General features: G+C 72.0%; 15 protein-coding genes. 11 read left to right on the top strand and 4 right to left on the bottom strand.

Annotation, left to right across the window (positions count from 1 at the left end; translation table 11 throughout):
• The first annotated feature begins 26 nt into the window (after positions 1 to 26).
• The 5 genes from QOL99_RS09830 to QOL99_RS09810 are packed head-to-tail and all read left to right on the top strand — an operon-like array spanning position 27 to position 3661.
• Entirely contained in the window at positions 27 to 176 is a 150-nt protein-coding gene (locus QOL99_RS09830; protein WP_407650168.1) for a FeoA family protein, read from the top strand.
• Positions 173 to 1075 (top strand): metal ABC transporter solute-binding protein, Zn/Mn family, encoded by a 903-nt coding sequence (locus tag QOL99_RS09825; RefSeq protein ID WP_285523416.1) that lies wholly within the window; start codon positions 173 to 175, stop codon positions 1073 to 1075. Before QOL99_RS09830 ends, QOL99_RS09825 begins: the two co-directional genes overlap by 4 nt.
• On the top strand, positions 1072 to 1866 hold the full coding sequence (locus tag QOL99_RS09820) for a metal ABC transporter ATP-binding protein (RefSeq protein ID WP_285523414.1): 795 nt from the start codon (positions 1072 to 1074) through the stop codon (positions 1864 to 1866). The genes QOL99_RS09825 and QOL99_RS09820 overlap by 4 nt, the downstream gene beginning before the upstream one ends.
• Positions 1863 to 2795, top strand: a complete 933-nt coding sequence (locus tag QOL99_RS09815; RefSeq protein WP_285523413.1) for a metal ABC transporter permease — start codon at positions 1863 to 1865, stop codon at positions 2793 to 2795. The genes QOL99_RS09820 and QOL99_RS09815 overlap by 4 nt, the downstream gene beginning before the upstream one ends.
• Positions 2792 to 3661, top strand: coding sequence for a metal ABC transporter permease (locus QOL99_RS09810; protein WP_285523411.1), 870 nt, complete (start codon positions 2792 to 2794; stop codon positions 3659 to 3661). The genes QOL99_RS09815 and QOL99_RS09810 overlap by 4 nt, the downstream gene beginning before the upstream one ends.
• Positions 3662 to 3796: 135 nt before the next feature.
• On the opposite strand, the gene QOL99_RS09805 is transcribed toward QOL99_RS09810, so the two are convergent.
• Positions 3797 to 5131, bottom strand: coding sequence for an MATE family efflux transporter (locus tag QOL99_RS09805; protein ID WP_285523409.1), 1335 nt, complete (start codon positions 5129 to 5131; stop codon positions 3797 to 3799).
• 345 nt (positions 5132 to 5476) lie between these two features.
• Between QOL99_RS09805 and QOL99_RS09800 the strand changes: the two genes are divergently transcribed.
• Together QOL99_RS09800 and QOL99_RS09795 are read left to right on the top strand one after the other, a co-directional pair.
• Positions 5477 to 5719 (top strand): hypothetical protein, encoded by a 243-nt coding sequence (locus QOL99_RS09800; protein WP_285523418.1) that lies wholly within the window; start codon positions 5477 to 5479, stop codon positions 5717 to 5719.
• Positions 5712 to 6353 (top strand): phosphoribosylanthranilate isomerase, encoded by a 642-nt coding sequence (locus QOL99_RS09795; protein WP_285523408.1) that lies wholly within the window; start codon positions 5712 to 5714, stop codon positions 6351 to 6353. The genes QOL99_RS09800 and QOL99_RS09795 overlap by 8 nt, the downstream gene beginning before the upstream one ends.
• A 385-nt stretch (positions 6354 to 6738) precedes the next feature.
• Here QOL99_RS09795 and QOL99_RS09790 read toward each other — a convergent pair whose 3' ends face one another.
• The gene (locus QOL99_RS09790) at positions 6739 to 7593 is read right to left on the bottom strand and encodes a metalloenzyme domain protein (protein WP_285523406.1); all 855 of its coding nucleotides are present in this window, start codon (positions 7591 to 7593) and stop codon (positions 6739 to 6741) included.
• Positions 7594 to 8146: 553 nt separating this feature from the next.
• On the opposite strand from QOL99_RS09790, the gene QOL99_RS09785 reads away from it, so the two are divergent.
• Both QOL99_RS09785 and QOL99_RS09780 read left to right on the top strand, forming a co-directional pair.
• Positions 8147 to 8896: a VTC domain-containing protein gene (locus QOL99_RS09785; protein WP_285523404.1), complete on the top strand. Its 750-nt coding sequence runs from the start codon at positions 8147 to 8149 to the stop codon at positions 8894 to 8896.
• A 1-nt stretch (position 8897) separates the two neighbouring features.
• Positions 8898 to 9497 (top strand): DUF4956 domain-containing protein, encoded by a 600-nt coding sequence (locus QOL99_RS09780; protein WP_285523403.1) that lies wholly within the window; start codon positions 8898 to 8900, stop codon positions 9495 to 9497.
• Positions 9498 to 9893: 396 nt separating this feature from the next.
• On the opposite strand, the gene QOL99_RS09775 is transcribed toward QOL99_RS09780, so the two are convergent.
• A complete protein-coding gene (locus QOL99_RS09775) occupies positions 9894 to 10292 on the bottom strand; it encodes a hypothetical protein (protein ID WP_285523402.1) in 399 nt (132 codons plus the stop codon).
• 105 nt (positions 10293 to 10397) lie between these two features.
• Here QOL99_RS09775 and QOL99_RS09770 point away from each other — a divergent pair, with 105 nt between their 5' ends.
• Together QOL99_RS09770 and bshB1 are read left to right on the top strand one after the other, a co-directional pair.
• Positions 10398 to 11324 carry a carbon-nitrogen hydrolase family protein gene (locus QOL99_RS09770; RefSeq protein ID WP_285523400.1) on the top strand — a complete coding sequence of 309 codons (927 nt, stop codon included), beginning with the start codon at positions 10398 to 10400 and terminating at the stop codon, positions 11322 to 11324.
• Positions 11325 to 11423: 99 nt separating this feature from the next.
• The gene (gene bshB1, locus QOL99_RS09765) at positions 11424 to 12146 is read left to right on the top strand and encodes a bacillithiol biosynthesis deacetylase BshB1 (RefSeq protein ID WP_285523399.1); all 723 of its coding nucleotides are present in this window, start codon (positions 11424 to 11426) and stop codon (positions 12144 to 12146) included.
• A gap of 10 nt (positions 12147 to 12156) precedes the next feature.
• Here bshB1 and QOL99_RS09760 read toward each other — a convergent pair.
• A partial coding sequence (locus QOL99_RS09760; protein ID WP_285523397.1) for an MFS transporter occupies positions 12157 to 12766 on the bottom strand: 610 nt, incomplete at its 5' end.

Raw genomic sequence — 12766 nt, 5'->3', positions numbered from 1 at the left:
GCGACCCGGCGGGGCTGCGGGCGCTGGTGGCGGCCGGACTGACGCCGGGCGCCGCGCTGACCCTCACGCGGGTGGACCCTGCGCTGGGCACCCTCACCCTGACGCTGGCGGGCGGAAGCCTGACGCTCGCGCTGGCGGTGGCCGCGCAGGTCCACGTGCACGGGGGGGCGGAATGAAGCGCGGCCTCCTGCTGCTCGCCGCGCTGGGCCTGGGTGCGTGTGCCCCGGCTCCCTCCACCCCGGACGACGGGCGGGTCAATGTCGTGACCACCGTCAACATGCTCAGCGACCTCGCGGGCGTGATCGGCGGCGACCGGGTGCGGGTGACCGGGTTGATGGGGCCGGGGGTGGACCCGCACCTCTACAAGGCGTCGGCGGGCGACGTGCGGCGGCTGGCGGGGGCGGACCTCGTGCTGTACGGGGGGCTGCACCTGGAAGGCAAGATGGTGGACGTCCTGCACGCGCTGAACAGCCGGACGACCAGCGTGGCCCTGTTCGAGACGCTGCCCCGCGAAAGGCTGCTGGGACCAGCAGGCAACCCTGACCCGCACGTCTGGTTCGACCCCACCCTCTGGGCGGGGGTGGCGCGGGAGGCCGCCGACGCCCTGACCCGTGTGGACCCGGAGGGCCGCGAGGTCTACGCCGCCAACCTGACCCGCTACCTGGGCGAACTGGCGGGGCTCGACCGCTGGACCGCCGCGCAGTTCCGCACGGTGCCGGAGCGGCAGCGCGTGCTCGTGACCGCGCACGACGCCTTCGGGTATCTGGCGCGGCGCTACGGCGTGGAGGTGCAGGGCGTGCAGGGCCTCAGCACCGTCGCGGAGGCGGGGGGCGTGCGGGTGCGGGAACTCGCAGGATTTCTGGCCGAGCGGGACATCCGGGCCGTGTTCGTGGAGTCCACCGTCTCGCCGCGCACGGTGGAGGCGGTGCGCGAGGCGGCGCGGGCGCGGGGACACGCCGTCGAGCTGGGCGGCTCGCTCTACGCGGACGCGGCGGGCGACCCCGGCACCCCGGAAGGCACCTACCTGGGGATGGTGCGGCACAACGTCGAGACTGTCGTGGAGGGGCTGCGATGACCGTGACCGTGCCGGGCACCGCCCCCGCCAGCCTCGCCGGGTCCGCGCCGCCGCTGGCGCTGCGCGGCCTGAGCGTGGCCTATGCCGAGGCCCCCGCCGTCTGGGACGTGTCCTTCGAGGTGCCTGCCGCCTCGCTGACCGCGATCATCGGGCCGAACGGGGCGGGCAAGAGCACGCTGCTCAAGGCGGCGCTGGGGCTGGTGCCCCGGCTGGCGGGTGAGGCGCTGTTTTTCGGGGCACCGCTCTCGCGGGTGCGGCGGCGGGTGGCCTACGTACCGCAGCGCACCAGCGTGGACTGGGATTTTCCGGCGAGTGCGCTCGACGTGGTCACGATGGGCCTGTACGGACGGCTGGGCTGGCTGCGGCGTCCGGGGCGGCGCGAGCGGGCGCAGGCGCTGGCCTGCCTGGAGCGGGTGGGCATGGCCGACTTCGCCGGGCGGCAGATCAGCGAGCTGTCGGGCGGGCAGCAGCAGCGCGTGTTCCTGGCGCGGGCGCTCGCGCAGGAAGCGGACCTTACCTTCATGGACGAGCCCTTCGCGGGGGTGGACGCCGTGACCGAGCGCACCATCGTGGACGTGCTGCACGGGCTGCGGGGGCAGGGGCGCTCGGTGGTGGTCGTCCACCACGACCTCGACACCGTGCGCGAGTACTTCGACCGGGTGGCGCTGCTCAACGTCTCGCTGGTGGCGGCGGGGCCGACCGGGACGGCCTTTAGCCCGGCGCACCTGCGGGCGGCCTACGGCGAGCGGCACGGGGCACTCGCGGCGGCGCTGGCGGGGGGCCCCCCTTGAGCCTCAGCCCCGCCGATTTCTTCACCGACTACACCCTGCGCTCCATCGTGCTGGGGTCGGCGCTGCTGGGGCTGGTGGCGGGCACGCTGGGGTGCTTCAGCGTGCTGCGGCGCCAGAGCCTGATCGGGGACACGGTGGCGCACGCGGCGCTGCCGGGCCTCTGCGCGGCCTTCCTGCTGACGGGCACGCGGGACACGCTGGGCTTGCTGGTGGGCGGTGGGCTGAGCGGGCTGCTGGCCTCGCTGCTCGCCCTCGGCATCCTCCGGTACAGCCGGTTGAAGGAGGACGTGGCGCTGGGCGTCACCTTCAGCACCTTTTTCGGGATCGGGATCGCGCTACTCACCGCCATCGGGCAGAGTGGGAACGCGGCGCAGGCGGGGCTGGAGGGGTTCCTGTTCGGGCAGGCGGCGGCGCTGACCGCCGGGGACGTGGCCCGCTTCGCGGTGCTGGGGGCGCTGGCGCTGGGCACCGTCGCCGCGCTGCACAAGGAACTCCAGCTCAGCCTCTTCGACCCCGATTACGCCGCCGTGCAGGGCTGGCCGGTGGCGGGGCTGACCGCGCTGTCCACCGCGCTGACCGTGCTGGCCGTGATGCTGGGCCTTCAGACGGTGGGCGTGGTGCTGATGGCCGCGATGCTGATCGCCCCCGCCGTCGCCGCCCGGCAGTGGACGCGGAGCCTGGGCGGGATGCTGCGGCTGGCCGGTGGGTTCGGGGCGCTGAGCGGCGGGCTGGGGGCGGCGCTCAGCCTCGCCCTCTCCCCGGAGGGTGGGGCCGGGCTGCCCACCGGGGCCGTCACCGTGCTCACCGCCACGGCCCTGGCGGTGCTGTCGCTGCTGCTGGCACCGGGGCGGGGCGTGATCGCGGGGTGGGGACGGCAGCGGCAGGCGCGGGCGCGGCTGCGTCGGGAGCTGGCGGGAGGGCGGCGGTGACCCTTCCCTTTGACCTCGTGATCGTGGGGACCGCCGTGATGGTGGCCTGGGCCTGCACGCTGCCGGGCCTCTTTCTGGTGCTGCGGCGGCAGGCGCTGCTGGGCGACGCGATCAGCCACGCCGCGCTGCCGGGGATCGTGGCGGGGTACTGGCTCAGCGGGGGGAGCCTCGCTTCCCTGCCCGCACTGGTGGGGGCCTCACTGTCCGGGCTGCTGACGGTGGGCCTGAGTGCGCTGATCGCCCGCAGTGGCCGGGTCAAGGAGGACGCGGCGCTGGGACTGGTCTTCCCGGCCCTCTTCGCCGCCGGGGTGATCGCGGTCAGCCTGAACTACGGCAACGTCCACCTCGACCTCGACGCGGTGCTGTACGGCGAGATCGCGTACACGCCCTTCCGCCCCGGCTGGCTGGGCCTGCCCGCTGCGTGGGTGCTGGTGGGCGGGATGGGGCTGGTCAATGCGCTGTTCGTGGGCGGACTGTTCAAGGAGCTGCGGCTCTCCACCTTTGACCCCGGCCTGGCCCGCACGCTGGGCTTCTCGCCCCGGCTGCTGTCGGGAGCGCTGCTGACCCTGGTGGCGCTGACGGTCGTGGCGGCCTTCGAGGCGGTGGGCGCGGTGCTGGTCGTGGCCTTTCTGGTCGTACCCTCCGCGACGGCGCTGCTGCTGACCCGGCGGCTGGGCACCGCGCTGGGGCTGGCGCTGGGCGCGGGCCTGAGTGCCAGCGTGCTGGGCTACGTGGTGGCCCTCGCGCTCGACGCGAGCATCACCGGGGTGGTGGCGGGCGTGCTGGGCCTGCAATTCGTGGGGGCGCTGGCGGCGCAGGGGCTCCGGGCGCGGCGGGTGCGGGGGCGGGCGGCGCCACAGGGTTGAGACGGGGTCCGGAGAACCCGTGGGGCCAGAGCGGTGAATCCCGACCGGGCCTGGAAAGCTGTGCAGCGCAGAGAAGCCTGATCGACTGCGGAGGGTGGGCCGCCGTCCTCCACGGCGGATGGTCCGCCATCCAGATCACAGCCGCGCCCGCACCCAGCGCCCGGAGGCGAAGCGCAGGGCGTAGGCGACGGCGGCAAAGGCGATAAAGACGAGCGCCGCCGCCCACGCCCCGGTCACCCCGTAGCGGGGGGCCAGCAGGGTCGCGCCCAGCACCATCACCAGCCACGCGCCCACCAGCGTCACGATCAGCCGGAAGCGGGTGTCGCCCGCCCCACCCAGCGCCCCGCCCAGCACGATGGCCACCCCGTCCAGAATCTGGTAGGCGGCCATGACCGCCAGCACGCCCGTCCCCAGCGCGAGGACCTCGGGGCTGCGGTTGAACAGGCCGATCAGGGTCTCCGGCAGCGCCAGAAACAGCAGCCCCAGCACGCCCATGAAGGCGGCGGCCAGTCCGGTTCCCCGCCAGCCGATGCGGGCGGCGATGTCGGCCCGGCCCGCTCCCAGCGCCCGCGAGAGCAGGCTCCCGGTCGCCGACGAGAGGGCGAAGGCGGGCAGGAATCCCAGGCTGGCAAGCTGGTTGGCGATCTGCGAGGCGGCAAGTTCGGTCGGTCCCAGCCGCGAGATCACCCCCTGAAAGACGGTAAAGGCGCTCACCTCGGCCAGTTCGGTGACCCCGGCGGGCAGGCTGACTCGCCCCAGGCTGCCGAGTTCGGCGCGGGTGGGGCGGGCAGGCCAGAAGCGCCCGAAGCGCGGCCCATGCAGCCGCCCCAGCAACCACACCGCCAGTCCGTTCTGGAGGGTCACCGCGATCACCGAGGCCCACGCCGCCCCCGCCACCCCCCACCCGAAGCCGAAGATGAACAGCACGGCGAGCGCGGCATTGACCCCCATCACCAGCCACGCGAGGCGCATCGGCGTGCGGGTGTTGCCCAGGCCCACCATCACCGAGATGGCCGCGCCCCCCAGCAGCAGGGCCGGGACCTCCCAGACCCGGATGTGCAGGTAGGTCCGCGCCACCGCCGTGACGCTGGGGTCGGGCCGCAGCAGCGTGAACAGGCCGTCGAGCAGCCACGGCCCCATCAGCGCCAGCGGCACCCCCACCAGCCCGCACCCCAGGAAGACGCTCGCCCAGCGGCGCACCCCCGCCTCGTCCCCTGCGCCGAGGGCACGGGCCACAAAGGTGGCGGCGGTGTTCAGGCTGCCCCGGAACAGCAGCACCAGCGTCAGCAGGCACAGGTGGGCGAACCCCACCGCGCCCACCTCCACCACCCCCAGGCGGCCCATCAGCAGGGTGTCGGTGAAGCCCACCACCGTGTAGGCGAGGTTGGAGAGCATCAGCGGCCCGGCGAGCGTGAGCAGTTCGCGGGTGGTGCCCTGCGGGGCGGTGGAGGGGGAGGCGGCGCTGGGCACGCGGGGGAGGGTAGCACCCCCCGGCCCGGCCACGGTGACGCCGATTTCGGGCGGGTCCGGGGTGCGGCCGGCCGCCACTTGGCCCAGAATGACGGGCATGCTCCGCCTTCCGTCTGTTCCGCGTCCATCCCGGCACTGCACCGGGCTGGCCACTCCACGCCCGGAACGCCCCTTGCTCCTTCTCCTTTCAGTCGGATGTCATCCTGCTCCAGGCAGGATTCCACCGGAGGGTGTATGAGCGACCGCGAACTCAACTTTGCCCGGGCGATCCTGGGGGACCGTTCCTACCGCGACGTGCCCGACGACGAGGTGCTGCGTGAGTCAGGGCGCCTGCTCTCGGCGTGGATGTCGGGCNACCGCGAACTCAACTTTGCCCGGGCGATCCTGGGGGACCGTTCCTACCGCGACGTGCCCGACGACGAGGTGCTGCGTGAGTCAGGGCGCCTGCTCTCGGCGTGGATGTCGGGCGAGCTGCGGCTGGAGCGCCCCAAGCTCTACGACCATTACGCGCTGTTGCTCGCCGCCCTGCTGCGCCGCACCCAGGAGCTGGAGGCGCGGGTGGCCGAGCTGGAGGCCCGCCGTGAGTGACGCGCCCTCCCCGGTGCCCCTCTCCCCCGTCCGGGTCAAGGTCTGCGGCACCACCTCGGTCCGGGACGCTGTGCTCGCGGCCGAGGCGGGGGCGGACGCGCTGGGGTTTATCTTCGCGCCCGTCAGCAAACGGCTCGTGACGCCGCAGGTCGCGCGGGCGGCGGGCCTGAGCGTCGGCCCGGTGGTGGCCCGCGTGGGCGTCTTTCTGGGACAGGGGCTTACCGAGGTGCTGCGAACGGCGGAGGCGGCCCGCGTGAGCGCCGTGCAGCTGCACGGGCCTTTAGCGCCCCTTTACCTGCGGGCGGTCGCCGCGTATTATCCCGTCCTGCGTGTGCTGCGCCCCGCCGACCTGGGGCAGGAAGCCACCGCAGAGGAAGTCAACCTGCCCGGCGTGACGCCCATGCTGGACGCGCCGGACCCCGGCAGCGGAAAGCCGCTGGACTGGGCGGCGCTGCGGGGAGTCTTTCCGCCCGGAGGCTGGCTCGCCGGGGGCCTGGGGCCGGAGAACGTGGCGGGGGCCATCCGCGCCTTGAACCCCGGCGGCGTGGACGCGGTCAGCCGCCTGGAAGCGGGCGCCGGAAGCAAGGACCCCGGAAAGGTGCGGGCCTTCGTGCGGGCCGCACGCGAGCGCTGATCTCAGAGTTTCTCAGAGTTATCCACAGGCTGGCGTTTCACTGTGGATAACCCGGCGGCGTCGCTGTTGCCGCTCTGTTCCAGACAGAAACAGCGTCTCAGACGCCGTTCCACAGCCGTGAGCGCCATTCTTCCGCGCCCAGACGCGAGAAGTTGTCCACAGGGCTTGTGGAAAAGGCTGTGGATAACTTCGGTGTTTGAATCCAACCTGTCTCACGTTTGGCGTCGTGCTGGGCCGCACCCGTTCTGGCCGTGGGACAACGCTGGTGGGGGGCCTCGTGGGGTTGCCGTTCACCCCCTTTTTCCCGGCAGCCACCTGTCAAGGCTCGCCCGGCCCGGATGGAGCAGGCGGCGTCACTGGTCTCACCGCAGCGCCGCACTCCGTCTCAGGAACCGGGAGGGGGAAGTCCCAGCACTGCGGCGATGGCCCGTCCTCCCCCCACGATGTCCCCGGCGGGCGGCAGGGTGACTCCCGCCCCCGCAAAGGGCACCCGCGCGAGGGTGTGCGCCTTGACCGTCAGGTTCTCCAGGTTGCCGTGGTCGCTGCTGAGAACCACGCGGGCGCCTCCCTCCAGCAGCCCGGTCAGCAGGGCGTCCACCCGGCACAGGTAGGCGCGGCCCGCCGCCAGCGGCTCGGGCGGCACCGGGACCGCTCCCCGGTGGCCCAGCAGGTCGCTCAGCCACAGGTCGGCGGCGATCAGGTCATGGGTGCGGGCGGCGTGGGCCAGCCGCTCACCCAGCCGCGCGAGGTCGGCGGCCGGGGTCTGCCCAGACCAGGGCGCCGCGTAGCCCAGGCCCAGGGTGGGCGACAGCAGGGGCACGTCGGGCGGGTCCAGCGGCAGTCCGGCAGCCTGAAACGCGTACGGAAAGCAGCCCGGCCGGGGCCGACGCGCCTGCGCCGCGTGGTAGGCGGGGGGGTAATGGTTGGCGAGCGCTGCCCGGCCTCCCGCCCGCGTGAGGCGTCCGGGCAGGCCCGACGCGGCCAGCAGGCGCCGCAGCGTCGGGCCGGGATGCGGGCCGAAATGCTCGCCCATCACCTGCACCGCGTTCACCCCGGTCAGCCAGCAGCTTTGCCCGGTGCCCGACTGCGGCAGGCCCGGCACCCCCAGCGCCGCGTCCAGCGCCTGACCGGAGTCGACCAGCGGGCGCAGGGCAGGCAGCTCGGCGTCCCACACCGATCCCGGCGGGGCGTCGGCCGGGTGGCCCACCCCGTCCAGCGCGAGCCACACCAGGCCAGTCATGGGGGGCAGGATAGCGGAGGGCTCCCCTCCTGCCCCCCAACCTGCCCCGCCCCCGCTGTGCCCGCTGTGGTCCTATGGGTTTCGTCCGGTGGGTGCTCAACCCGGGAGGGCGCCGATTTGAAGACTTGTTGCGCAGTAGCAGAAGGGGCAGCGCTTGGCCTCAGAGGGTAGGGAGGTGGAGGCGGCGCTGCCAGCAGAGACTGACCAGTCCAGCTGCGCAGCCCCCGCACCTTGGAAATCAAGCGGATGAGTTCACATTGTTCGTCGCTCCACTCGCCTTTCTTCGGGCGCTCAGCCGACACGATGGTCTCCCGCTTTGTCTGACCAACCGCTGGAAGGAACGCACCCGGTTCTTCAGCTTCTTCAGCCGCAATACCCCTGAGCCTACCTACCCTCACCTCATACCGCGAAACGGTGCTCGAGTCAGACAGACCCTCACTCATGCCGGAAGCAATAACCGTTTAATGTTCATCTAATCTCCCTGCGTAGGTTGATTGTCATGACAGTGTCAACTCCCTTTCCTCATTGGCAATCCGGTCCGAGCTGGCTCGCCGTGTCCTCGCTGCTCAATGACTTTGCGGCCATCGGGCTGGCCGACCTGGAAGCGGCGGCACTGATGGACCGCCACGAGTACAAGTTCACCTTCGCGGTGGACCGCCTGCCGGAGCTGCTGCTCGCGCTGGGGGGGGACTATCAGATCCTGACTGTGGGGGGCCAGGCGGTGCAGGGCTACCTCAGCCGCTACTACGACACGGCGGAATTCGGGGCCTACCGTGCGCAGCACACTGGCCGAGCACGCCGACACAAGGTCCGCTGGCGGAAGTACCACAGCACCGGGGCCAGCTTTCTGGAGATCAAACGGCGCGAGCGCGGCGGCACCCGCAAGGTCCGGGTTGCCGCGCCTACCCCCCAGCCCACCCGTCAGGCCGACTTTCTGGCCGAGCATGCCATCGACGCAGCCCTACTGCGCCCCGTCCTTGACGTGGAATGCAGCCGGATCACGCTGGTCCGCACCCACCCCACTCCGGAGCGGCTGACCCTCGACCTGATGCTGCGGCTGGTCTGCACCACGACGGGCATGGCCCAGGAATTCAGCGGGGTGGTGATTGCCGAGCTGAAGTGTCCGGGTACGCTTCACGCTGCGCACTTTGCGGGCGTCGCCCGCAGGCTGGGGCTGCGCAGCGGCGGCATGAGCAAGTTCGGCGTCGGCTGTGCGCTGCACTACCCGCAGCTCAAGCACAACATGCTGCTCCCGCAACTCCGGCAACTGCGCCAGCTTCAGGGCCAGACCGGGATCGCCTGAGATGCTCGGCTTGGAGGGCCTGCGCCCCGACGTCTTCTTGCTGAACCTCGCTTTTGTGCTGCTGGTCTCGCGTGGGCTGTACAGCCGGACCCAGCAAAATCCCAACCTGCTGTTCAGTCTGCTGATGTTCGGCGTGACCATCTTTCTGGTCGTGTCGGTGTTCTCTGGGGCCGAGATCAGCCTGGGCTTCGGCTTCGGCCTGTTCGCGGTCTTCGGCATCCTGCGCTACCGCACGGGGGCGATCACCACCCGCGACCTGACCTACCTCTTCGTGGTCGTGGCGATGGCGATGATCAATGGCCTATCGGACGCGCCGCTGCCCGCGCTGCTGCTGGTCAATGTGGTGGTGCTGCTCACGCTACTGCTGGCGCAGAGTTCGCTGTTCGCCGCGCCGCTGGCCGCCGTGCAGGTCGATTATGAACGGGTGGACCTCGCGCCCCTGGCCCGCCGCGCCGAGTTGCTGCATGATCTGCGGGAGCGCACCGGCCTAGACATCCAGCACGTGCAGGTGATGTCCATCAACTATGTCCTTGACACGGTCCGCCTGCGCGTGATCCACCGCCCGGCCCGCGACCTGCGCACATATTCCGACGAACTGTAGACGCGCGTCCTCGGTCCCCGCAACCTTGGGACCATGCTCGCGGACTTCCAGAGGCTGGGGCGGGCGCGCTCAAGAGCAACGTGGAGATGCCGCAGACGCCTGCCGAGTCGGGGAAAGGTTAAGGAGGCTGCTTTCAACACCTCTCACGCAACTTGTGTGCTCGGACCAGGCAAGACGCTGCGCTGAAGCAGGTCGAAACTCGCGCGACCGTCGGGCGGTCGTTTGACTCAAGACCTGCTGCGCGATAGTGGGTCGAACCCGGGAAAACGCCGTGCTGGCAGCTGAAATTGCATCCAGTTGACTTTGGTTCACAGCAAGAATTTTTCGCCCGTTGTGGATGACGTTTTCAGACTTCCGCCTCTTTACTGTGCAACAGGTCTTCCACCGGCATCCGCATCAGCCGCCGCCGCGCACGTACATCTGCCCCACCCCGAACGACAGCACCACGAACGCAAAGGAGGCGGCGGCCAGCCACAGCGCCCGCCGGGTCTGCGCCTGCGCGGGCAGCGGCGGCAGCCAGTGGTTCAGCAGCAGCAGGCCCAGCGCCCCCACCCCGCCCAGGTAGTGCACGTACTTCTGCACGGTCCCGAAGCCCTGGTCCAGCAGCTTGATCCCGATCAGCGCCTGCACCAGCAGCGCGACCTGCGCCAGCACCAGCGCGAGGTGCTCAGGTCGGCCAAAGGCCCGCCGCACCCGCACCCCCTGCCCGGTGACGGCCAGCGCCCCCAGCGAGGTCAGCAGCACCCCGACTCCCGCCGTCAGGTGAACAGTGGGCGAAACGATCACTTCATCCATGGGTTCTCCTCCTCCTCTGGACCGTGCGTGACGGTCAACCTGCCCAGGATACTGACCGAACGGTAAGTCAGATGAGAGGACCGACCGGGCGGGTATTCTTCCGCTATGACGCAGACACCTGTGGAACTGGTCCGGGTCGCGGCGGCGGCTTACCCGGTGGAGTACCTGCCCGGCTGGGCGGCTTACGAGGCCAAACTCTCGGGGTGGGTGGCCGGGGCCGCCGGGCAGGGGGCGCGGCTGCTGGTGTTTCCCGAGTACGCGGCGCTGGAACTGATCGCGCTGCTGCCGCCGGGGCTGCACCACGACATCCTGGGGATGCGGCCCGCGCTGCAGGCCCTGCTGCCGGAGTTTCTGGCGCTTCACGCGCGGCTGGCGCGGCAGTACGGGGTCGGGATCGTCGCGGGAAGTTATCCGGTCGCGCAGGACGGGGGATACGTCAACCGGGCCTACGTGTTCGGGCCGGACGGAACCCACGGGCATCAGGACAAGCTGCTGATGACCCGCTTCGAGGCCGAGGAATGGGACATCCGGCCGGGCGAGGGCGTGCGGGTCTTCGATCTCGGGGGGCTGCGCTTCGGGGTCGCCATCTGCTACGACAGCGAGTTCCCGGCGCTCGCGCGGCGGCTGGCCGAGGGCGGGGCCGAGCTGCTGGTCGTTCCCTCCTTTACCGGCGGGCGGGCCGGGTACACCCGGGTCCGGGTCGGCAGCATGGCCCGCGCCCTGGAAAACCAGTGTTACGCCCTGCACGCGCCCCTGCTCGCCGACGCCGACTGGACCTACGCGGTCGAGACGGCGGTGGGGCAAGCGGCCCTCTACGCCCCGGCCGACCTGGGCCTGCCCGACACCGGCCTCGTCGCCGGGGGAGAGTGGCAGACGCCCGGCTGGCTGGTTCAGGACCTCGACCTGCGGCTGACCCGGCAGGTGCGGGTGGGCGGGCACGTCCTGAACTGGCGCGACCGGGAAGCGGCGGCCCTGCGGCCAGGGGAGGCCGAGGTGGTGAATCTGGGGACCGGAGAGCTCCCCCGCGCATAGATTGACCTGCGGCGCATACCACGCTAGAATTCCCGACATCACCGCCCCCCGTGGGCGGTTTTTTCGTGCTGTTCAGGAGGCTGGCTTATGCTGCGCCCCATGACGCCCCTGCCCTTCCGCACCGTGTACGGCACCGCGCAGCCGCTGGACTGGCTGTGCCTCGCTCCTCACCCTGACGACGCCGAGATCGGCGCGGGCGGCACCCTGATCCGGCTGGCGCGGGCGGGGCGGGCGGTGGGCATCCTTGAGCTGTCGCGCGGCGAGCGGGGCACCCAGGGCACCCCGGAGGAGCGCGAGGCCGAGTGCGTGGCGGCGGCCAGGGTCATGGGGCTGGGCTGGCGCGGGCAGGTCGAGCTGCCCGACGGCGGGCTGGCCGACACGCCGGGGGGCGCCCACGCGCTGGCGGCGGCGCTGCGGGCGGTGCGGCCCCGCGTGCTGCTGGTGCCCCACCACCGCGACCGTCACCCGGACCATGTCGGGGCCTTCCACCTCGCGCGGCGGGCGCTGCACCTCGCGGCGCTGCGGCGGGCCGAGGTGCCGGGCGAGCCGCACCGGGTGGGCCGGGTGCTGCTGTACCAGGGCAACGCCGACATCCAGGCCAACCTGCTGATCGACGTGGAGGCCGTGCAGCCCGAGTGGGAGGCCGCCGTCCGCGCCCACGCCAGCCAGTTCGGGGGCGGCTACGTTTCCGAAACGGTCACCCCCGAGATCGTGGAGCGCCGCCGCGCCCGCCTGATGTACTGGGGCACCCTGGCCCGCGTGCGCTACGCCGAGGCGTTCGAGGCAGAAGACCCGTTGCTGATCGACCCGGAAGCGCTGTGAACGTGCCGCCTCACAACGACCGGTCCGCGTGCGGCGGGACGTGGGCGACCGCCCGGCCCGGCCACAGGTAATAGACCTCCGCCAGCAGGAAGACGAGCGCCCCCAGCGCGAAGACCCCGCCCGGCCCGAAGCCCGTCCAGGCGAGGCCCCCCAGCACCGGCCCGACCGCGAACCCCAGCGCCTCCACCGCCATCACGGTGCCCCAGGCGGCGGCGCGGTTGGTCTCGGGCAGCACCCGGCCCACCAGCCCGTTCCACCCGGCGAGAAAGGCCCCGTACCCCAGCCCCAGCAGCGGCGCGAGGACGGCGAGGCGGTCTTCTACCCCCGGCAGCGCCGCCAGCGCGAAGGTCAGGGCCAGCCCCAGCAGCCCCGGCGTGAGGGCGCGGCGCGGGTGCGCCCGGTCCGCGAGGCGCCCGGCGAGGGTCAGGCCCACCCCGAAGCCCGCCAGCGCGAGCAGCCCCGGTCCCAGCAGGTCAGTCAGGCTCAATCCCAGCCGCTCCAGCAGGGGATAGAGCAGCGGCACGAACAGCCCCGGCGCCAGCGTCTGCGCGAAGGCGGCGGGCAGCAGGGTGGCGACCCGCGTCCAGCCGCGCCACAGCCCCCCAGCCGCCGCGCCTGCC

Source organism: Deinococcus rhizophilus (assembly GCF_030271215.1).
GTDB lineage: Bacteria > Deinococcota > Deinococci > Deinococcales > Deinococcaceae > Deinococcus > Deinococcus rhizophilus.
Note: the sequence above shows the minus strand (reverse complement) of the source record. Positions and strands in the feature narration are given on the sequence as shown.